Raw genomic sequence first — 19,254 nt, 5'->3', positions numbered from 1 at the left:
GCGGGGGTTAGGGGGGGCGCGCCGGGGGTGGTTAAAACGGGGCCTTTTATTTCCGGCCGTGATTCCACCCCCAGCCCGGAACCTGACTTTCACCACACACCCCCGAATTCGGGTTTTTTTTTGTGGGCGGGCCGGCAACCGCCGCCCCGGCCGCGGGCGCGCTGGCGCTAGGCGCCGGCGCGCGGGCGGCACATCCATGTGCCGCTTCCCGTCCGCCTGGAGTGCCGGGATGCCCATACGCCCCCGTTCTCCTGTTTTTCGCGCGCCCGGTATACTGCCGGGCTTCCGTGCCATGAACCTCGGCGAATGAATCCCAACTTCCTCGATTTCGAACAACCCATTGCCGAGCTCGAGGCGAAGATCGAGGAGCTGCGCCGCACCAGCCACGGCCAGGCGCTCGACATCGACGAAGAAGTCGCCCGGCTGCGCGAGAAGCTCAAGCTCAAGACCAACGACATCTTCAAGAACCTCAGCTCGTGGCAGGTCGCGCAGCTGTCGCGCCATCCGGCGCGGCCCTATACGCTGGATTACATCGGCGTGATGTGCGAGGAGTTCCACGAGCTGGCCGGCGACCGCATGTATGCGGACGACGGCGCCATCGTGGGCGGCCTCGGTCGCATCAACGGCCGACCGGTGATGATCGTTGGTCACCAGAAGGCACGTGACACCAAGGGCAAGCTCAAGCGCAACTTCGGCATGCCGCGCCCCGAGGGCTACCGCAAGGCGCTGCGCCTGATGAAGATGGCCGAACGCTTCGGCCTGCCCGTGCTCACCCTGATCGACACCATGGGCGCCTACCCCGGAATCGGCGCCGAAGAACGCGGCCAGAGCGAGGCGATCGCGCGCAACCTGCTGGAGATGGCCGACCTCAGGACGCCGATCGTCTGCACCGTGATCGGCGAGGGCGGCTCCGGCGGCGCGCTCGCCATCGGCGTGGGCGACCGCATCAACATGCTGCAGTACTCGACCTATTCCGTGATCACTCCGGAAGGCTGCGCCACCATCCTCTGGCGCAGCGCCGAGCGCGCCAAGGACGCCGCCGAGGCGCTGGGTCTCACCGCTCCGCGCCTGCTGGAGCTGGGCCTGATCGACAAGGTGATCCGCGAGCCGCTGGGCGGCGCCCACCGCAACCCGCGCTCCATGGCGATCCGCCTCAAGGCCGTGCTGATGAACCAGCTCGACGAACTGCAGGCGCTGCCGACGGCGGACCTGCTGGAGCAGCGCTACCGTCGCCTGCGCGGCCACGGCGCATTCCAGGAATAACCACCGGGCGACGTCCCCGGCGCTACCATCGGCATCGCCCTCGCCGCCGGGAACCGCCATGGCCCACGACAAACTCGCCGTACTGATCGACGCCGACAACGCCCGTCCGGCCATCGTCGAAGGCCTGCTGGCCGAGGTGGCCAAGTACGGCACCGCGCACGTCAAGCGCATCTACGGCGACTGGACCAAGCCCGACCTCAACAGCTGGAAGGAGGCGCTGCTGCGCCACTCGATCCAGCCGATCCAGCAGTTCCGCTACACCGTGGGCAAGAACGCCACCGACTCGGCGATGATCATCGACGCGATGGACCTGCTCTACGGCGGGCGCTTCGACGGCTTCTGCATCGTCTCCAGCGACAGCGATTTCACCCGGCTCGCCTCGCGCATCCGCGAATCGGGGCTCACCGTGTACGGCTTCGGCGAGCGCAAGACGCCCGAGCCGTTCCGCACCGCCTGTGACAAGTTCATCTACACCGAGGTGCTGGCGCCGGCCACCGAAGCGGAAGCCAGCGCAGGCGTGAAGCGGCGCACCGCCAAGGAACTGCGCAGCGACAGCCAGCTGATGAATCTGCTGCGCAATGCCATCGAAGCTGCTGCCGACGACAACGGCTGGGCCGGACTGGGCGCGGTCGGCAGTATCATCAACAAGCAGTCGCCCGACTTCGATCCGCGCAACTACGGCTACGCCAGGCTCAGCGCGCTGGTGAACGGCATCGGCCTGTTCGAGACCGAGGAGCGCCACATCGGCAACGGCAGGCACCTGTACCTGCGCCTGCGCAACGGCGGGAAGTGAGGCCGCCGCTGCCGACCCGGCTGGCCGCCGCGCTGGCGCAGACGCCTGTCGCGCCACTGTGCGTGGCGTACAGCGGCGGCCCGGATTCCACCGCCCTGCTGCACGCGCTGGCGCAACTGCCCGCGGCGCGGAGCCGCGGCCTGCGCGCGCTGCACGTCGACCACGGCCTGCGCGCGGACAGCGCGGCGTGGGCGGAACACTGCCGCCGCTTCTGCGCCGGCCTCGACCTGCCGTGCGAGATCGTGCGCGTACAGGTCACTACGCAGCGCGGCGAAGGCCTGGAAGCCGCCGCACGGCAGGCCCGCTACGCCGCCTTCGCGGCGCACCTGCACCCGGGTGAAACCCTGCTGCTGGCCCACCACTGCGACGACCAGGCCGAAACCGTGCTGCTGAAGCTGCTGCGCGGTGCCGGGCCGGAAGGGCTGGGCGGGATGCGCGAGCGCCGGCCGCTGGGCCGCGGCGGGCTGTGGCGGCCCCTGCTCAACGACGTCTCGCGCGCGCAGTTGCATGACTACGTCGCCACGCACCGGCTGCCCTGCATCGACGATCCCTCGAACGCCGACACCCGCCTCGCGCGCAACCAGCTGCGCCACGAGATCCTGCCGCGCCTCGCCGCGCACTGGCCCCAGGCGGTGGATTCGATCCTGCACAGCGCTGCACTCAGCCGCGCCGCCGCCGACGCCCTGCGCATGCAATGGCTGGCCGTCTTCGCAACGCTGCACGACGCCGCCAACGGCAGCCTCGACGCCACCGGCTGGCTGGCGCTGCCCCCGGCGCTGCGCGAGCCCCTGCTCCACCACTGGCTGTACCTGCGCGGCCTGCCTGCCCCCACCACCGCACAGCGCAGGCAGATCGAACGCCAATGCGCCGCCCGCCCGGGCCAGTCGCCCTGCATCCGCTGGCCTGGCGCGGAATTGCACATATGGAAGGGGCGCCTGTGGGCGCGCGTGCCCCGGCCGTCCATCGACCCGTCCTGGCACGCACCCTGGCGGGGCGAGCCGCTCGCGCTGCCCGACGGCGGACGGCTCGCGCTGTGCGACGAGCACGCACGCCTGCCCACTCCGCTCGCCGTGCGTCTGCGCCAGGGCGGCGAGCGCATCAGGCCGGCCGGCGACGCGCACACCCGCGAGCTGCGCGACCTGTTCCAGCAGGCTGCGCTGCCGCCGTGGCAGCGCACCGCCTGTCCCCTGCTGTACGAGGGCGATGCGCTGGTGGCCGTGGCGGACCGCTGGTACAGCGCGCGCGGCGAGGCCATCTTCCGGCAGGCCGGCAGCGGCCCGCGCTGGCTGCCGGCAACCTGAGCGCCGTCACATTCCCGGACGCCGGTTCAGCCGCGCTTGGGGCCGTTTGGCTACGCTCCATCGGGCACAACCTCGGGAGTTCCGCCATGAACCGCATCCTGCTCTCCACCTCGCTCGCGCTGCTGGCCGGCGCCGTGGCCCTGCCGGCGGCCGCCCAGCATGGCCCGCCGCCGTGGGCGCCCGCGCATGGCTGGCGCGCCAAGCACCGCTATGTGTACTACCCCGACAGCGAGGTGTACTACGCGCCCGACACCCGCATGTGGTTCTGGCTCGACGGCGGCGACTGGCGCAGCGGCGTGAGCCTGCCGCTGGGCCTGCAGGCCTATGTCCGCGTAGGTGGCGTCGACATCGAGCTCGGTACGGCGCAGCCCTGGGTCGAGCACACCTACGTGGTCGACCACTACGGCGGCCGCCGCGTGGACTGGCACCGCCGCGACTACGATCGCGATCATTACCGCGGCGGCGACGACGACCGGGACCGCGGACATGGCCACGGGCGCGGCCACGGCCACGATCACTGAGAGACCGCGCAGGCCCCGCACGGATTGATTCCGCACGGGGCCTGCGCTAGCGTTGCGGGCCATGGCCAAGACCGCTTCCACCGCTGCCAAGACCCCGCCCGCCGCGGACTTCGAACACTCGCTGGACGAGCTCGAGCAGCTGGTAGCGAAAATGGAAGGCGGCGAGCTGAGCCTGGACGAGTCGCTGGCCTCCTTCGAACGCGGCATCGGCCTGTATCGCCACTGCCAGCAGGCGCTGGAACAGGCCGAACTGCGCGTGCGCCTGCTGCTCGACCCCGAAGCCCCCGACAACGCCGAACCGTTTGAACCCGAACACTGAACTGGGGCCGGCACTGCAAGCGCTGATGCACCGCGCCGAACAGGCGCTGGATGCCTGCCTGCCGAACGCCGAACGGTCGCCCGTCGAGCTGCATCGCGCGATGCGCTACGCCGTGCTGGGTGGCGGCAAGCGCCTGCGCCCGCTGCTGGTCTACGCGGCCGCGCTTGCGCTGGGCCGTGACGATGCCTCGCTCGACGCCGCCGCCTGCGCGGTGGAGCTGATCCACGCCTACTCGCTGGTGCACGACGACCTGCCCGCGATGGACGACGACGCACTGCGCCGCGGCCGCCCCACCTGCCACATCGTGTTCGGCGAGGCAATGGCGATACTCGCCGGCGACGCGCTGCAGGCGCTGGCCTTCGAGCTGCTGGCCGCGCCCGGTGCCGCGCCCGATGCCGCCACCGGCATGCGCATGCTGCACGCGCTGGGTCGCGCCTGCGGCGCCGACGGCATGGCCGGCGGCCAGGCGCTGGACCTCGCCGCGGTGGGGCGCCAGCTCGCGCTGTCCGAACTCGAGCACATGCACGCCTGCAAGACCGGCGCACTGATCCGCGCTTCGGTGCAGCTGGGTGCACTGGCCGCCGGCGCGGACGACACCACGCTGGCCGCACTGGACCGCTACGCCGCCGCCGTGGGCCTGGCCTTCCAGGTACGCGACGACATCCTCGACGTGGAAGGCGAATCCGCCGTGATCGGCAAGACCGCCGGCAAGGACGCGGCCGCCGACAAGCCCACCTTCCCCTCGATCCTCGGCCTCGACGCCTCGCGCGCGCGGTTGGCCGAGCTCACCGCGGCCGCGCTCGACGCCATCGCGCCCCTGGGGCCGCGTGGCGAACTGCTGGCCGAACTGGCCCGCTACGCCGCGCAGCGCCATCGCTAGACAAGAAAAAGCCCGCGATGCGGGCTTTTTCCTTCCGGCGGGACCCTGGCTCAGTTCACCAGCCGCAACGCGAACGGATAGCGGTAGCTGCCGTCCGAACTGACCTTGACCGCGGCGATGATGCAGAGGATCAGGTTCGCCAGCCACAGCAGCCAGGTCAGCAGCACGCCGATCACGATGATGGTGAGGATCCAGCAGATCACGTAGCCGATCAGCACGGTGATCTGGAAGTTCAGCGCCTCCTTGGCTTCCTTCACGAGGTAGGCCTTGTCGGCGCGGTCCTTGTGGATCAGCCACACGATCAGCGGCACGATCACGCTGAGGATGAAACCCGACAGGTGGGTGAGCATCGCCACGTTGCGGTCGTCGCTGCTGGCCTCGGTGCTGGCAGGCGGCGGTGGCGGCATCTGGTCCGACGGTGTACTCATGAGCAATCCTCCCCGGTGAGTGGACCGCGCGTCACGGGCGGCAGGCCCCGCGCGGACAGGTCAAACGCCATAGAGCCTGTTCAATGCCTCCACATGGCCCGCGTTGCGGAGACATTGAACACGCTCTTACAGCATGACGCAGGAATCACTCGCCCGCCACTGTCATCCGGTGCACCAGGATCGAGCCGCAGAGGATGTGCGAGCGCGGGTCGACATCCGCGCCGGCGGCGAGTATCCCGGCGTACATGTCGCGCAGGTTCGCGGCGATGGTGATTTCCTCGACCGGATGGACGATGGCGCCGTTCTCCACCCAGAAACCGGCCGCGCCGCGCGAGTAGTCGCCGGTGATGGTGTTCACGCCCTGTCCCATCACCTCGGTGACCAGCAGGCCGGTGCCCAGCCGGCGCAGCATGCCGGCGAAATCGCTGGCCTCGCCGTCGGCCGCACCGGGCTGCACGACCAGGTTGTGGATGCCGCCGGCGTTGCCGGTGGATTCGAGCCCCAGCTTGCGTGCGGAGTAGCTGCCCAGCACGTAGCGCGCCAGCACGCCGCCTTCCACCAGCGCGCTGTCGCGCGTGGCCACCCCCTCGGCGTCGAAATTGCCCGAGCCATGGCCGCGCCGGAGGTGCGGCCGCTCGTCGATGTGCAGCCACGCCGGCATGATCGCCTTGCCCGCATGGTCGAGCAGGAAACTGGCGCGGCGGTAAAGCGCGCCGCCGCTCACCGCGCCGACCAGGTGGCCGACCAGGCCCCGCGCGATTTCCGGCGCGAACAGCACCGGGCATTCGCGGGTGGACAGGCCACGCGCGTCCAGCCGCGACAGGGTGCGCTCGGCGGCCTTGTCGCCCAGCGCCTCGGCGCTCATGAAATCGTCCGCGCTGCGCACGCTGTCGTACCAGTAATCCCGCTGCATGCGCTCGCTCTCACCCGCGATCAGCGACAGCGACAGCGAATGACGGGTGCCGCGCTCGCGTCCGACGAAGCCGTGCGAGTTCGCGTACACCGACAGGCTCTCGCCCATCTGCACGCCGGCACCGTCCGAGTTGCTGATGCCCGCGTGCGCGCGGCCGGCCTCCTCGATGCGCCGGCCCAGCGCGATCGCCGCCGCGGTGTCGATGGCCCAGGGATGCCACAGGTCGAGGTCGGGGAAATCCGTCGCCATGCGCGCGGCGTCGGCCAGGCCGGCGGCGGGGTCTTCCTCGGTGAACCGGGCGATGGCGCAGGCCTGGTCCAACGTGGCCTGGATCGAGTCGGGGTTGAGGTCGGCGGTGCTGGCCGAACCCTTGCGCTGGCCGAAGTACACGGTGAGGCCGAAACCGCGGTCGCGGGTGTGCTCCACCGTTTCCACCTCGCCGAGCCGCACGTTCACGTTGAGGCCGGTGTCGATGCTGGCGGCCACCTCGGCGGCGCTGGCACCGGCCGCGCGGGCGCGGCGGATCACGTCCCCGGCCAGTTCGGCGAGGCGGTCCAGGTCCGCAGGGCTGCGGTCGGTGGCGGGGGCGATGTCGCTCACGGGAGATTCCAGGCAGGTCAACGGGCAGGATGCAAACGGGTAGAATGCACGATCCGCGCCGTGCCGTCTCCACATGGGGATGCCGCGGCCCCACCGCAACGCCCGCAGAGCGCAGCGCATGTCGGTCGTCCCCGGCCTCTACCGCCACTACAAGGGCCAGCGCTACCGCGTGCTGGGCACCGCCCGCCACAGCGAGACGGAAGAGCTGCTGGTGGTGTATCGCGCGCTGTACGGTGAACGCGGCCTGTGGGTGCGACCCGCGGCGATGTTTGCCGGGAGCGTGCTGGTGGACGGCCAGCCGCAACCGCGCTTCGCGCTGGAGCAGGCCGACACCGGATCCCAGGAAAGCCCGTGAACCGCAACTACACCGACGACCCCGAGCACGACTACGGCCCCACCCGCACCCAGCAGCGACGCGATGCGCTGGCGGTGTTGGAGCTGGCCGGCCAGCTGGTCGAACTGCCGCCGGCGAAGCTGGCGAAGCTGGCGCTGCCCGACGACGTGCGCGACGAGATCGCCAACGTGCGCCGGATCAGCTCGCACATCGCGCGCAAGCGCCAGCTCGCCTTCCTCGCCAAGCTGATGCGCCGCCACGACAGCACGGCGTTCGACGGGGTGCGCGCGGCACTGGGCGAGAACCGCGACCGCCAGCGCCAGGAAACCGCGGCGATGCACCGGCTGGAAGCGCTGCGCGAACGCCTGCTTGGCGAGGACGGCGACACCGCGGTGTCCGACTTGATCGCGCAACACCCAGGCGTGGACCGCCAGCACCTGCGCGCGCTGATCCGCCAGGCGCGCGTGGAGAAGGCCGCGCCGAACAAGCCGCCGCGCGCCTACCGCGAGCTGTTCCAGCTGCTCAAGTCGCTGCAGGACGACGAAGCGTAGGAAGCGCGATCCGTGCGCGAACCGCCTTCGGCGGCATCCGGTCAGGCGGGACCGCTCATGGGAGGCGCTCCTACGGACTGCCGATGGTGGCCGCGGACAGGTGCGGATAGCCGGTGAAGTCCAGTCGCGCCCGGCCGCCTTCCACGCGCAAACGCGCCGGCGCGCCGAACGGCAGGGTGAACTTGTCCGGCGCGTGGCCGAACGGCAGGCCTTCGAGCACCGGGATGCCGGCCACGCGACGAATCTGCGCAAAGCCTTCGGCCAGCCCGTAACCGTTGTCGTAGGCGCTGGGCCGGCAATCCGTGAAGCTGCCGAGGATCAGCGCGCGCTGGCGCCCGAGCACGCCGGACAGGCGCAGCTGGTACAGCAGGCGTTCGATGCGGAACGGTGGCTCGCCCACGTCCTCCACGAACAGGATGCCGCCGTCGATGCGCGGGAAATACGGCGTGCCGAGCAGGCTGCACAGCATCGCGAGGTTGCCGCCCCACAGCGGGCCTTCGAGGTCCAGCGTGCGGTCGCCGCTGCCGGTCCATTCGGCGCTGCCCTGCTCCGCGCGCACGGTGCGCCAGAAGTGCGGCAGCGTGAGCGCGCTCGGGGTATCCGCACCGAAGTCGGGACCCAGCATGGGACCGCCGAAGGTGACGAGGCCACTCTTCGCGTGGAGCGCCATCTGGATCGCGGTGAAGTCGCTGTGGCCCACCAGCACGGTATTCGTGCCGGCCAGCCGCTCGCGCAGCAGGTCGTAGTGCAGGTGCTCCAGCAATCGCGTGGCGCCGTAGCCGCCGCGGATTGCCAGCACGACATCGGGCAGCTCGTGCAGCGCGGCAAGCGCGTTGAGATCGGCCGCGCGTTCGGCGTCGCTGCCGGCGTAGCGCAGCTCGGTGCGCTCCAGCACGTCCAGGCCGTCCACCTCGCAGCCGGCTTCGCGCAGGCGCGTCACGCCGCGGCTCATCGCGGCGCGGTCGTGCGGGTAGCCGGAAGGGGCGATCAGGCGGACGCGGGTGGCAGGCATGGACGTGATCAGGCAGCTCGGACGCCCGGATTATGCGTGCCCGCGCTGCCGGCCGCATGGCCTGTCCATGGCGCTCGTCGGGCGATTCCCGCAGGGGCGCGCCCTGCGCGCGAATGCTCCCGCACGGAGGCACCGGCAGCGCATGCATGCGCGGGGAGCAACCTACACGTGCTCGACGACCTCGAGGCCGAAACCGGCGAGGCCCACCAGCTTGCGCGGCGTGCCCAGCACGCGCAGCTTGCGCACGCCGAGATCGGCCAGCATCTGGGCGCCGAGGCCGAGCTGGCGCCATTCCTGCTGCTGCGCGTCCTCCGGCGCCACCTGCAGCGGCTGGCGCTGCAGGCGCGCCAGCAGCACCTCGGGCGTGTCCTCGCCGGACAGCACCAGCAGCACGCCGCGGCCCTCGTCGGCGATGCGGCGCAACGCGCTGGTGACGGTGAGGCCGAGGTCGTCGCGCTTGAGGTGCAGCACGTCGGACAGGGTGTTGCGCACGTGCACGCGGCTGAGCACCGGCGCGCCGTCGTCCACCGTGCCGCGCACCAGGGCGAAGTGCAGGCCGCGGCGGATCGCGTCGCGCCAGGCCACCAGCCGGAACGGGCCGAACTCGGTCTCGACGTTCTCCTCGTGCACGCGCTGCACGGTCTTCTCGGTTTCCAGGCGGTAGCGGATCAGGTCGGCGATGCTGCCGATCTTCAGGCCGTGCTTCTGCGCGAACACTTCCAGCTCCGGGCGGCGCGCCATCGAGCCGTCCTCATGCAGGATCTCGATCAGCACCGCGGCCGGCTCCAGCCCGGCCAGCGCGGCCAGGTCGCAGCCTGCCTCGGTGTGGCCGGCACGGGTCAGCACGCCACCCGGCTGCGCGGTGAGCGGAAAGATGTGGCCGGGCTGCGAGAGATCCTGGGGCCTGGCGTCGCTCTTCACCGCCACCTGGATGGTGCGCGCGCGGTCGTGCGCGGAGATGCCGGTGGTGACGCCCTCCGCCGCCTCGATCGAGACGGTGAAGTTGGTGTGGTACGGCGAGGTGTTGTCGCTGACCATCGGCCTGAGGCCGAGCTGGCGCGTGCGCTGTTCGGTGAGCGTGAGGCACAGCAGGCCGCGCGCCTCGCGCACCATGAAGTTGACGTCTTCCGGCCGCACCATCTGCGCGGCCATCACGATGTCGCCCTCGTTCTCGCGGTCCTCGTCGTCGAGGATCACGACCATGCGGCCGGCGCGGATGTCGTCGAGGATTTCGGGGATGGTGTTGAAGCTCATGGCGGTATCCGTGGTGGTTTCCTTCTCCCGCCGGGAGAAGGTGCCCCGAAGGGGCGGATGAGGGTTCGGGCGGAGCGAAGCGTCGCGCTTTCGCCCGGACCCTCACCCCAACCCCTCTCCCGGCAGGAGAGGGTCTGCAAGATCAGGCGAAGCCGTGCTGCTTGAGGAAATCGACGTCGATGCCGGACGCCTGCCCGCCGCCGATCAGCCGCTCGACATAGCGCGCGATCACGTCGACCTCGATGTTCACCGCGTCGCCCGCGCGCTTCGCATGGAACGTCGTGTGTTCCACCGTGTGCGGAATCAGGTTCACGCCGAAGCGGTGGCCCGCCACCTCGTTGACGGTGAGGCTGGTGCCGTCGATGCAGACCGAGCCCTTGGCAGCGATGTAGTGCGCAACGCCTGCCGGCACCTCGAAGATCCAGCGCTGCGAGCGGGCATCCGGCGTCATCGAAACCACCTTGCCCAGGCCGTCGACGTGGCCGGACACCAGGTGTCCGCCCAGCCGGTCGGCCAGGCGCAGCGCCTTCTCCAGGTTCACCGGGTCACCCGGCCTGAGCTGGCCCAGCGTGGTGAGCGACAGCGTCTCGTTGGAAACGTCGGCGGCGAAGCCCTGCGTTTCCAGCGCCACCGCCGTCAGGCAGACGCCGGACACGGCGATCGAATCGCCCAGTTGCACGTCGGAAAGGTCGAGCCCGTCGGTGTCGACGTGCAGGCGGAGGTCGCCGCCGCGCGGCTCGAGCCGCCGGATGCGGCCCACGGACTGGATGATGCCGGTGAACATCAGCGCACCTCCCGGGCGAAGGCGGCCGTCGTGCTTGCGATGGATGGGATCATGAAACGTTCTCCGCGTGATGGCATGCGAGAACGCCCCAAGGCATGAGGCCGACGCGCGGCGACCCCGCCACGCATCGAGCCGTCTTCTTTCATCCGGACTGTGGGCCGCCCGGCGAACCGGAATGGCCTGACCGTCGGCTCCGGCATTCGACCGGATCTGCTGACCCTTCGCCATGCGGCGAAGGCGCTCGCGGGCTCGTGTCCTGCGGACACCTACCGCCGGTGGGGAATTCCGCCCCGCCCTGAAGACGTCGTTGGTTGTCTGCCGGAAACCGGCGGCGGAAGTCTACCACCAAGCCCGGGGAGCCCGTTCGGTGGCGCTCAGTCCCGCGCCAGCGCCTCGGCGAGATAGTCGATCAGCCGCCGCAACGCCGGCGTGCGATCCGCGCCGGGCAGCCACAGCAGGTGCACCGGGAAGGGCGGCAGTTGCCAGTCGGGGAACAGGTCGACCAGCTTCCCGGCGGCGACCAGGCCGTCGGCCATGTAGTCGCCCTGCAGGCCGACGCCCACGCCGGCCAGCACCGCGTCGCGGATCGCCTGCGCGTCGTTGCACACCAGCACCGGGTCGATGCGCACCGCGCGCCGCTGGCGCTGCCGGCTGAACGACCACAGCGTGCCGCGGCGATAGCCGCTGAACGTGATGCAGCGGTGCGCCTTGAGGTCGGCCGGATCGCGCAGCGGCGGCGCCGAGGCCAGGTAGTCGGGCGAGGCGCACGGGAACACGCGCATCGTGCCCGCCCTGCGCGCCACCAGCTGCACGTCGGCCAGCCGCCCCAGGCGCACGGCCAGGTCGACCTTGCCGGCCACCATGTCCACGTAGGCGTCGTCGTACGTCGCCTCGATGCGCACCCCGGGATGCTCGCGCATGAAGCCGGCCAGCAGCGGCGCGATGCGGTAGCGACCGAAACTGGCCGGCAGGTGCACGCACAGCCGGCCGGCCAGTTCGCCGTCCGAGGGGCGCAGGCCGGCGGCCAGCTCCGTCATCACCGACTCCATGCGCTGCCATTGCGCCAGCAACTGCTCGCCGCGCGCGGTGAGCGCCATGCGCCGCGTCGTGCGCAGGAACAGCCGTGCGCCCACGGCTTCCTCCAGCGTGGCGATGCGCCGGCTCAGTACCGACGCGGTGCAGCCGACCTCCAGCGCCGCGCGCGAGAAGTTGAGTCGCCGGGCGGCGGCCGCGAAGGCGCGCAGTTCGCGCAGGCGGGCGGGCGTGAGTTCGAAGGATTGATTCATGGGACGAACAAAAGATCGCCCATTTGTGCGTCTTATCGCAAGCCCCCGATGGCGCGACCATGCCCGCATCCCCACCACGGAGTCGCACCATGCGCGCCATCCAGCTTTCCGCCTTCGGCCTCGAGCACCTGCAGCAGGTCGACCTCCCCGCCCCGCGCCCCGGCCCGAACGAGGTGCTGGTGCGGATGGAGGCCGCCTCGCTCAACTTCCGCGACTCCATGTTGGTCGACGGACAGCTGTATCGCGGCGTGTCCCTGCCGATCGTGCCGGTGTCGGACGGCGCCGGCACGGTGGTGGAAGTCGGCGCGGCGGTGACCCGCTTCCGGCCCGGCGACCGCGTCACCACGTTCTACAAGTCGCGCTGGATCGCCGGCGCGATGCGCCCGGAATGGGAGGGCGCCGAGATCGGCGGCCCCGAACCCGGCGTGATGCGCGAACTGGCCTGTTTCGACCAGTACTCGCTGGCGCGCGCGCCGGGCCACCTGACCAGCCTGCAGGCCGCCACGCTGCCTATCGCCGCGCTCACCGCGTGGCAGGCGCTGGAGCTGGCCGGCGTCACCACCGGCCAGACCGTGCTGCTGCTCGGTACCGGCGGCGTTTCGCTGTTCGCGTTGCAGTTCGCCAAATTGCGCGGCGCACGGGCGATCGTGCTGTCGTCCAGCGACGACAAGCTGGAGCGCGCGAAGGCACTGGGTGCCGACACCGGCATCAACTACGCCCGCCACCCGCAGTGGGGCGCGCTGGTGCGCGAGGCAAACGGCGGCACGGGCGTGGACGCGGTGATCGAGACCGTCGGCGCGGCCACGCTGGGGCAATCGCTGGAGGCGGTCCGCATGCACGGCTTCATCGGCATACTCGGCTGGCTCGGCGGGATGGAGGCGACCCTGCCGCTGTCCACGGTGGTGCTCAAGCGCATCCGGATCCAGGGCATCTCGGTCGCCCCGCTGGAAGCGCACGAGCGGATGGTGGCGGCCATCGAGGCCACACGCATGGAGCCGGTGATCGACCGCGTCTACGGCTTCGGCCAGCTGCGCGAAGCCTTCGAGCATCTCGCCGCCGGCCGCCACTTCGGCAAGCTCGCCATCGACTTCAACGCCTGAGGACCGCACCATGGACTTTCCTCCTCTGCGCCATGCCGCGCACGCCCTGCTGTCCTTGCTGCTGCTCGCCTTCGCCACCCTCGCCCACGGCGCCGGCACGGCGCCCGACATCCGCCTGTACGTGCTCGACTGCGGCCACCTGCAATTCCGCGACCTGCGCATGTTCGACGACAGCGGCGCGCTGGACGGCAAGCCCGGCGGGATGTCGGCGCCATGCTTCTTGATCCGACACGGCCGGTCCACCCTGCTGTGGGATACCGGCCTGGGCGACGCCATCGCCGGCCACCCCGGCGGCGTCGACATGGCGCCCGGCATTCGCGCCACGGTGCGGGTGAAACTGGTCGACCAGCTGAAGGCGCTGGGCCTGCGCCCCGCGGACATCGACTTCGTGGCGTTCTCGCACTGGCACGAGGACCACACCGGCAACGCCAACCTGTTCGGCCAGTCCACCTGGATTCTGCAGCGCAAGGAGCTGGCGGCGGCCACCAGCCATGCGCCGCCCCCGTTCGAGCCGCTGGCGCCGGTCTCCGCCTGGCGCACTGCGCGCAAGCGCATCGTCGACGGCGACGCGGACGTGTTCGGCGACGGCACGGTACGCCTGCTGCTGATGCCCGGCCACACACCGGGCCACCAGGTGCTGGAAATCCGCCTGCCGCACGCCGGCGCCGTGCTGCTGAGCGGCGACCTCTACCATTTGCGCGAGAACCGCCTGCACCGGCGCGTGCCGCGGGTCAACACCGATCGCGTCGCTACGCTCGCCTCGATGGACCGGTTCGAAGCCATTGCCGCACGCGATCATGCCCGCGTGGTGATCCAGCACGATCCGCGCGACATCGCTACGCTGCCGCGCTTTCCGGATTACCTCCACTGAAACACGCCGCGCGCCGGGTCCGCGGCCTCAGGCGCGCGGGCACCTGTTTCCCGCGTTCACACCAGCCGCTGGCCGCCATCCACGTATAGCGTGGTGCCGCTGATACCGCGATTGGTCATGGCGACCTCTATCATCTGCGCAACATCTTCCACCGTGGCGATCCTTCGGGCGGGAATCTTCTCGCGCATGGCGGCAAACAGGCTTTCGCGCCGCTCGTCGCTCGCCACCCGTTTCCAGAACGGCGTATCGACCCAGCCCGGCGACACCGCGTTCACCCGTATCGGCGCCAGTTCCAGCGCCAGTCCGCGCACCATCGCGTTGATCGCGCCGTTGACCATGCCGGTGACGCTGCCGCCCGCGATCGGCCGTTCGGCGGCGATGCCGGAGACGATCGTGATGCTGCCCTCCGCCGGCATCTTCGCAGAGGCGGCTGCAGCCAGCAGGTACGGGCCGACCACCTTGGAGCGCAGCGCGCGCAGCACTTCGGATTCGTCGAGCTCACGGGAGGATTTGTAGACCAGGTCCGCCGCCGTGAATACCAGATGGTCGATGCGCTCGACGGCGGCAAGGATGTGCGCACGCCCCGCTTCGCTCGCCACGTCGGCAGGACACGCATGCACGCGCTCGTTCCCGATGCCCGCCGCGGCATCGCGCAGCCGCACCGGGTCGCGCGCCACCATCCACACGCTGGCGCCGCGTAGCCAGGAGCGGCGCGCAGCCGCCAGGCCCATGCCCGAACTTGCGCCGACGACGACTACGGTTTCGTGATGCATGGAAGCTTCCTTCTGCGCTCCGCCTTCAGGTCCTCGAGCAACGCGGCATGCCGCGCGATCTTCTTCCCGATCGTCACCAGCGCCTGCTGCCGCAAGGCGATCTGCTGCCTGAGTTCGGCTTGCCAGTCGCCGAAGAATGCGATCCGCGCCTCCAGCGACGCGTCGCCCCGTTCGACCATGGCCGCCAGCTGGCGAATGCGCCGGATCGACATGCCGGTGCCGCGCAACAGCTTCAATACTTCCAGCCACTGCAGGTCCTGTTCGCGGTAGATCCGCCGGCCGGCGCCGGACCGGCCGACACGCTTCATCAGGCCGACGCTTTCGTAGTAACGCAGCGCGTGGCTGCTGATGCCCGTGCGCCGGCAGGCCTCGGCCATCGAGATCGGTTTGTCCATGCCGGCGAGTCTAGGACTTCGAGCGCGCTCGAAGTCAAGGCCGGCACACGCGCAAAGGCGCGTGCCGCGTCTTCAGGCTCCGCGCAGGCGCAGGCGCCAATCCGCGCCGACCTGGCGCTGGTCCACCAGGCGCAGATTCCAGCGGTCGGCCATCGTCGCCAACGGGGGCAGCTGCAACAGCGGCCGGGCCTGGTCGCCGAGCAGCACCGGCGCGACGTAGAGCAACAGTTCGTCGACAAGCCCCTGCGCGAACAGCGCGCCGCTGAGCGCAGGGCCCGCTTCGACGTGGACCTCGCTGACCTCGCGCCGGGCCAGCTCGGCGAGCACGGCGGCCAGGTCGAGCTGGCCGCCGTGGCCGGCGATGGCCACCCGCTCGGCCGTCGCCAGATGGGCGGCGACGGGCGCGTCGGCCGCATGCATGAGCAGCGTGGGCGCCGTCGTATCGAGCACGTGGCTGCCGGGCGGCGTGCGCAGGTGCGTATCCAGGATCACGCGCCATGGCAGGACCGGCGACCCAGCCCACCCTTCGACCTGACGCACGGTCAGCCGCGGATTGTCGGCCAGCACGGTGCCGCTGCCGGTGAGGATGGCGCTGCTGCGCGCGCGCCACCGCTGCACGTCGGTGCGCGCGGCTTCGCCGGTGATCCACTTCGACTCGCCGCCGGCGAGCGCGGTGCGGCCATCCAGGCTCGTCGCCAGCTTCACCCGCACGAACGGCCGGCCACGCTCGATGCGGCTGAAGAAGCCGATGTTGAGTTCGCGCGCCTCCTCGCGCAGCAGGCCGACCCCCACCGCGATGCCGGCGGCACGCAGCTTCTCGACGCCCCGGCCGTCCACCTGCGGGAACGGGTCCTCGGCGGCGATCACCACACGCGCCACGCCGGCGGCCACCAGTGCGTCCGCGCAGGGCGGCGTGCGGCCGTGGTGCGCGCAGGGCTCCAGCGTCACGTAGGCGGTGGCGCCGCGCGCCCGTTCGCCGGCCTCGCGCAGGGCAAACACCTCGGCATGCGGCTCGCCGGCGCGCTGGTGCCAGCCGCTGCCGACAACCTCATTGCCGTGCGCCATCACGCAACCCACGCGCGGATTGGGCTGGGTGGTGTACAGACCACGCGCCGCCAGGCGCAGGGCGTGCGCCATGTGCTGGTGGTCGATGGCGGTGAAGCTCATGCTGGTGTTCCTCTCCCCTCCGGAAAGGGGACCGGGGTGAGGGGGCGGCGCTGGCGATAGTGTCGCATCGGAGCGTGCCTCAGGCGGGCGGCGCGGCAGGGCTGTCCCCGCCCCGCTCCTTTTCCGGCGGGGGGGGGGGGAAGAAAACGGTCAGCCCTTGCGGGGGCGGCGCAGTTCCACGCCTTCGCCTCCCAGCAGCGAGAGTTGCAGGCGCTCCAGTTCGGGCAGGTCGCGTTCGAGCTTCTCGATCTCCTCGCGGAACGCCTGCACGTCCTCGAACTTGCGGTAGACCGAGGCGAAGCGCACGTAGGCCACCTGGTCGAGCTTCTTCAGCTCGCGCATCACCAGCTCGCCGACCTGGCGCGACGGCACTTCGCGCTCGCCGCTGCGGCGCAGGTCGTTGACGATCTCGCGCACCGCCGCGTCCACCGCGTCGCTGGCCACCGGCCGCTTCTGCAGCGCCCGCTCGAAGCTCACGCGCAGCTTGCGTTCGTCGAACGCCTCGCGCCGCTCGCCGCTCTTCACGATCGCCGGCAGTTTCAGCTCCGCCGTCTCGAAGGTGTTGAAGCGCTCGCCGCAGGACGGACACTCGCGACGACGACGTACCGTGGCGCCGTCGTCGGCAAGCCGCGAATCGATCACCCGGGTGTCTTCGTGCTGGCAGAAGGGACAGTGCATACCTAACGTTCGACCATGGCGCGCACGAATGCAAGCACCGCCGGCGGCGTCCTTCCCTGCAATGCGGCGCGCTCGTGCTGGAACAACGTGGCGATGAAAAAGGGATGGTCGTCCAGTTCGACGCCGCGCACATCGCCCGCCTCGTCATGCGCGTTGATGCGCAGCGGCCCTCCTTCCAGGGCGTGGCGGAAATCGGCACCGAGCCCGTACCTGCAGTGATAACCCTCGACGATGGACAGCGTGCCGTAGCACTGCGCCAGCCGCGATCCGGCCACGAGCCGCAGCGCATCGCTGACCTCGATCAGCGAACAGGAGAGCGGCACGATCACCTGGCGCGACGCCTCCGGCGCGGTTTCCGCATGCTCGGCATCCGTCCAACCCAGCACGTCGCGCGCGTATTCGAGGATGGCGTGCTGGAACCCGCCGCAGGTGCCGAGGAACGGCACATGCCGCTCGCGCGCCATGCGGATCGCGGTGAGCGCGCCGTCCATGTCGCGGTACGGGCTGGCCGGCACGCACCACAGGCCATCGTATTCGGCCAGCGCCTTGCCATCGCCAATCCGCTCGGTAGGCAGCCAGACCGGTTCGGCGCTCACGCCGCAGTCCTTGGCGGCCAGCGCCAGCGCCAGCGGGATCGCACGATGGGCGATCACTCCATCGTTGCGGTCGCCGATCAATCCGATGCGCAACGAGGACATGTGCGCTGCCTCAGCCGTAAACCGGGAACTTCCTGCACTGCGCCTCGACCTTGGCGCGCACCGCGGCGATCACCGCTTCGTCGCCCGGCGCGTCGAGCACGTCGCAGATCCAGTTGGCCAGGTCGATGCAGTCGCTTTCCTGGTAGCCGCGGGTGGTGACGGCGGGCGTGCCCACGCGCAGGCCGGAGGTGACGAAGGGCTTCTGCGGATCGTTCGGCACGGCGTTCTTGTTCACCGTGATGTGCGCCTTGCCCAGCGCGGCCTCCGCGTCCTTGCCGGTGACGCCCTTGCCGATCATGTCGATCAGCATCAGGTGGTTCTCGGTGCCACCGGAGACGATCTTGTAGCCGCGCGCGACGATGGTCCTGGCCATTGCCTTGGCGTTCTTCACCACCTGCGCCTGGTAGTCCTTGAAGGCCGGCTCCAGCGCCTCCTTGAAGGCCACCGCCTTGGCCGCGATCACGTGCATCAGCGGGCCGCCCTGGATGCCGGGGAAGACGATCGACTGCAGCTTCTTCTCGATCTCCTCGGCCGCGTCGCCCATGCCCTGCCTGCTCGCCACGATGATGCCGCCCCGCGGACCGCGCAGGGTCTTGTGGGTGGTGGAGGTGACCACGTGTGCATGCGGCAGCGGGCTGGGATACACGCCGGCGGCGACCAGACCGGCGACGTGCGCCATGTCCACGAACAGGTACGCACCGACCTTGTCGGCGATGGCGCGGAAGCGCGCCCAGTCCATCACCTGCGAATAGGCCGAGAAGCCCGCCACGATCATCTTCGGCTTGTGCTCCACGGCGAGGCGCTCGACCTCGTCCATGTCGACGATGCCATCGTCGTTCACGCCGTACTGCACGGCGTGGAGGATCTTGCCCGAGAGGTTGACCTTGGCGCCATGGGTGAGGTGGCCGCCATGCGCCAGGCTCATGCCGAGGATGGTGTCGCCCGGCTGCAGCAGGGCGAAGTACACCGCCTGGTTGGCCTGCGAACCGGAGTGCGGCTGCACGTTGGCATAGTCGGCGCCGAACAGCTGCTTCACGCGGTCGATGGCGAGCTTCTCGGCCACGTCGACGTATTCGCAGCCACCGTAGTAGCGCTTGCCCGGGTAGCCTTCCGCATACTTGTTGGTGAGCTTGGAACCCTGCGCTTCCATCACCCGCGGGCTGGCGTAGTTCTCCGAGGCGATCAGCTCGACGTGGTCTTCCTGGCGGCGGCCTTCGTCGGCGATGGCCTGGGCCAGCTCGGAGTCGTAACCGGCGATCGTGCAGTCCTTCGGGAACATTTCGTGGGGCCTCGGCGGGTTCGGGGGTGGGCAAGACGCGAAAGTGTAACGCCG

22 protein-coding genes and 1 riboswitch are annotated in these 19,254 nt (G+C 70.4%); of the genes, 10 read left to right on the top strand and 12 right to left on the bottom strand.

Features of this window, described 5'->3' with window-relative positions; all coding sequences use genetic code 11:
* Positions 1 to 306 precede the first annotated feature (306 nt).
* The 6 genes from ACQGNW_RS08695 (at position 307) to ACQGNW_RS08670 (ending at position 5,077) form a co-directional block, all read left to right on the top strand.
* A complete protein-coding gene (locus ACQGNW_RS08695) occupies positions 307 to 1,263 on the top strand; it encodes an acetyl-CoA carboxylase carboxyltransferase subunit alpha (RefSeq protein WP_426662722.1) in 957 nt (318 codons plus the stop codon).
* A gap of 58 nt (positions 1,264 to 1,321) precedes the next feature.
* On the top strand, positions 1,322 to 2,056 hold the full coding sequence (locus ACQGNW_RS08690) for an NYN domain-containing protein (protein ID WP_426662721.1): 735 nt from the start codon (positions 1,322 to 1,324) through the stop codon (positions 2,054 to 2,056).
* On the top strand, positions 2,053 to 3,357 hold the full coding sequence (tilS, locus tag ACQGNW_RS08685; RefSeq protein WP_426662719.1) for a tRNA lysidine(34) synthetase TilS: 1,305 nt from the start codon (positions 2,053 to 2,055) through the stop codon (positions 3,355 to 3,357). Before ACQGNW_RS08690 ends, tilS begins: the two co-directional genes overlap by 4 nt.
* An 86-nt stretch (positions 3,358 to 3,443) precedes the next feature.
* Positions 3,444 to 3,878, top strand: a complete 435-nt coding sequence (locus ACQGNW_RS08680) for a hypothetical protein (protein ID WP_426662718.1) — start codon at positions 3,444 to 3,446, stop codon at positions 3,876 to 3,878.
* Positions 3,879 to 3,939: 61 nt separating this feature from the next.
* Complete coding sequence (locus ACQGNW_RS08675; RefSeq protein WP_426662717.1) at positions 3,940 to 4,197, top strand: exodeoxyribonuclease VII small subunit; 258 nt, start codon at positions 3,940 to 3,942, stop codon at positions 4,195 to 4,197.
* 25 nt (positions 4,198 to 4,222) lie between these two features.
* Positions 4,223 to 5,077, top strand: a complete 855-nt coding sequence (locus tag ACQGNW_RS08670; RefSeq protein ID WP_426662748.1) for a polyprenyl synthetase family protein — start codon at positions 4,223 to 4,225, stop codon at positions 5,075 to 5,077.
* 50 nt (positions 5,078 to 5,127) lie between these two features.
* Here the strand turns inward: ACQGNW_RS08670 and ACQGNW_RS08665 are convergent, their stop codons facing one another.
* Together ACQGNW_RS08665 and pmbA are read right to left on the bottom strand one after the other, a co-directional pair.
* Positions 5,128 to 5,505 carry a DUF4870 domain-containing protein gene (locus ACQGNW_RS08665; protein WP_426662716.1) on the bottom strand — a complete coding sequence of 126 codons (378 nt, stop codon included), beginning with the start codon at positions 5,503 to 5,505 and terminating at the stop codon, positions 5,128 to 5,130.
* Between the two features lie 145 nt (positions 5,506 to 5,650).
* Positions 5,651 to 7,018 (bottom strand): metalloprotease PmbA, encoded by a 1,368-nt coding sequence (pmbA, locus tag ACQGNW_RS08660; RefSeq protein WP_426662715.1) that lies wholly within the window; start codon positions 7,016 to 7,018, stop codon positions 5,651 to 5,653.
* Between the two features lie 118 nt (positions 7,019 to 7,136).
* Here pmbA and ACQGNW_RS08655 point away from each other — a divergent pair, with 118 nt between their 5' ends.
* Both ACQGNW_RS08655 and yjgA read left to right on the top strand, forming a co-directional pair.
* On the top strand, positions 7,137 to 7,373 hold the full coding sequence (locus ACQGNW_RS08655; protein ID WP_426662714.1) for a DUF1653 domain-containing protein: 237 nt from the start codon (positions 7,137 to 7,139) through the stop codon (positions 7,371 to 7,373).
* Positions 7,370 to 7,903: a ribosome biogenesis factor YjgA gene (gene yjgA / locus ACQGNW_RS08650; RefSeq protein ID WP_426662713.1), complete on the top strand. Its 534-nt coding sequence runs from the start codon at positions 7,370 to 7,372 to the stop codon at positions 7,901 to 7,903. The genes ACQGNW_RS08655 and yjgA overlap by 4 nt, the downstream gene beginning before the upstream one ends.
* A 70-nt stretch (positions 7,904 to 7,973) precedes the next feature.
* Here the strand turns inward: yjgA and ldcA are convergent, their stop codons facing one another.
* From ldcA to ACQGNW_RS08630, 4 genes are all read right to left on the bottom strand, one after another.
* Complete coding sequence (gene ldcA / locus ACQGNW_RS08645; protein WP_426662712.1) at positions 7,974 to 8,915, bottom strand: muramoyltetrapeptide carboxypeptidase; 942 nt, start codon at positions 8,913 to 8,915, stop codon at positions 7,974 to 7,976.
* A 162-nt stretch (positions 8,916 to 9,077) separates the two neighbouring features.
* Entirely contained in the window at positions 9,078 to 10,169 is a 1,092-nt protein-coding gene (gene ribB, locus ACQGNW_RS08640; RefSeq protein WP_426662711.1) for a 3,4-dihydroxy-2-butanone-4-phosphate synthase, read from the bottom strand.
* A gap of 142 nt (positions 10,170 to 10,311) precedes the next feature.
* On the bottom strand, positions 10,312 to 10,953 hold the full coding sequence (locus ACQGNW_RS08635) for a riboflavin synthase (protein ID WP_426662710.1): 642 nt from the start codon (positions 10,951 to 10,953) through the stop codon (positions 10,312 to 10,314).
* Positions 10,954 to 11,083: 130 nt separating this feature from the next.
* Positions 11,084 to 11,260, bottom strand: a riboswitch (FMN riboswitch).
* A 67-nt stretch (positions 11,261 to 11,327) separates the two neighbouring features.
* Positions 11,328 to 12,239: a LysR family transcriptional regulator gene (locus ACQGNW_RS08630; protein ID WP_426662709.1), complete on the bottom strand. Its 912-nt coding sequence runs from the start codon at positions 12,237 to 12,239 to the stop codon at positions 11,328 to 11,330.
* Positions 12,240 to 12,328: 89 nt separating this feature from the next.
* On the opposite strand from ACQGNW_RS08630, the gene ACQGNW_RS08625 reads away from it, so the two are divergent.
* Both ACQGNW_RS08625 and ACQGNW_RS08620 read left to right on the top strand, forming a co-directional pair.
* Positions 12,329 to 13,339 (top strand): zinc-dependent alcohol dehydrogenase family protein, encoded by a 1,011-nt coding sequence (locus ACQGNW_RS08625; protein WP_426662708.1) that lies wholly within the window; start codon positions 12,329 to 12,331, stop codon positions 13,337 to 13,339.
* 10 nt (positions 13,340 to 13,349) lie between these two features.
* Positions 13,350 to 14,210: an N-acyl homoserine lactonase family protein gene (locus ACQGNW_RS08620; protein WP_426662707.1), complete on the top strand. Its 861-nt coding sequence runs from the start codon at positions 13,350 to 13,352 to the stop codon at positions 14,208 to 14,210.
* 56 nt (positions 14,211 to 14,266) lie between these two features.
* Here the strand turns inward: ACQGNW_RS08620 and ACQGNW_RS08615 are convergent, their stop codons facing one another.
* The 6 genes from ACQGNW_RS08615 to glyA all read right to left on the bottom strand — a co-directional run bounded on the left by ACQGNW_RS08615 (position 14,267) and on the right by glyA (position 19,200).
* Entirely contained in the window at positions 14,267 to 14,983 is a 717-nt protein-coding gene (locus ACQGNW_RS08615) for an SDR family oxidoreductase (RefSeq protein WP_426662706.1), read from the bottom strand.
* On the bottom strand, positions 14,965 to 15,378 hold the full coding sequence (locus ACQGNW_RS08610; protein ID WP_426662705.1) for a MerR family transcriptional regulator: 414 nt from the start codon (positions 15,376 to 15,378) through the stop codon (positions 14,965 to 14,967). Before ACQGNW_RS08610 ends, ACQGNW_RS08615 begins: the two co-directional genes overlap by 19 nt.
* A gap of 72 nt (positions 15,379 to 15,450) precedes the next feature.
* Positions 15,451 to 16,545: a bifunctional diaminohydroxyphosphoribosylaminopyrimidine deaminase/5-amino-6-(5-phosphoribosylamino)uracil reductase RibD gene (gene ribD, locus ACQGNW_RS08605; RefSeq protein ID WP_426662704.1), complete on the bottom strand. Its 1,095-nt coding sequence runs from the start codon at positions 16,543 to 16,545 to the stop codon at positions 15,451 to 15,453.
* Positions 16,546 to 16,695: 150 nt separating this feature from the next.
* The gene (gene nrdR, locus ACQGNW_RS08600; RefSeq protein WP_426662703.1) at positions 16,696 to 17,223 is read right to left on the bottom strand and encodes a transcriptional regulator NrdR; all 528 of its coding nucleotides are present in this window, start codon (positions 17,221 to 17,223) and stop codon (positions 16,696 to 16,698) included.
* A 2-nt stretch (positions 17,224 to 17,225) separates the two neighbouring features.
* Positions 17,226 to 17,921, bottom strand: coding sequence for a CTP synthase C-terminal region-related (seleno)protein (locus tag ACQGNW_RS08595; protein WP_426662702.1), 696 nt, complete (start codon positions 17,919 to 17,921; stop codon positions 17,226 to 17,228).
* A gap of 10 nt (positions 17,922 to 17,931) precedes the next feature.
* Entirely contained in the window at positions 17,932 to 19,200 is a 1,269-nt protein-coding gene (glyA, locus tag ACQGNW_RS08590; protein ID WP_426662701.1) for a serine hydroxymethyltransferase, read from the bottom strand.
* Positions 19,201 to 19,254 lie beyond the last annotated feature (54 nt).

The sequence above is a fragment of the Rhodanobacter aciditrophus genome (assembly GCF_050026795.1).
GTDB lineage: Bacteria > Pseudomonadota > Gammaproteobacteria > Xanthomonadales > Rhodanobacteraceae > Rhodanobacter_A.
This window is presented reverse-complemented; position numbering and strand designations above follow the sequence as displayed.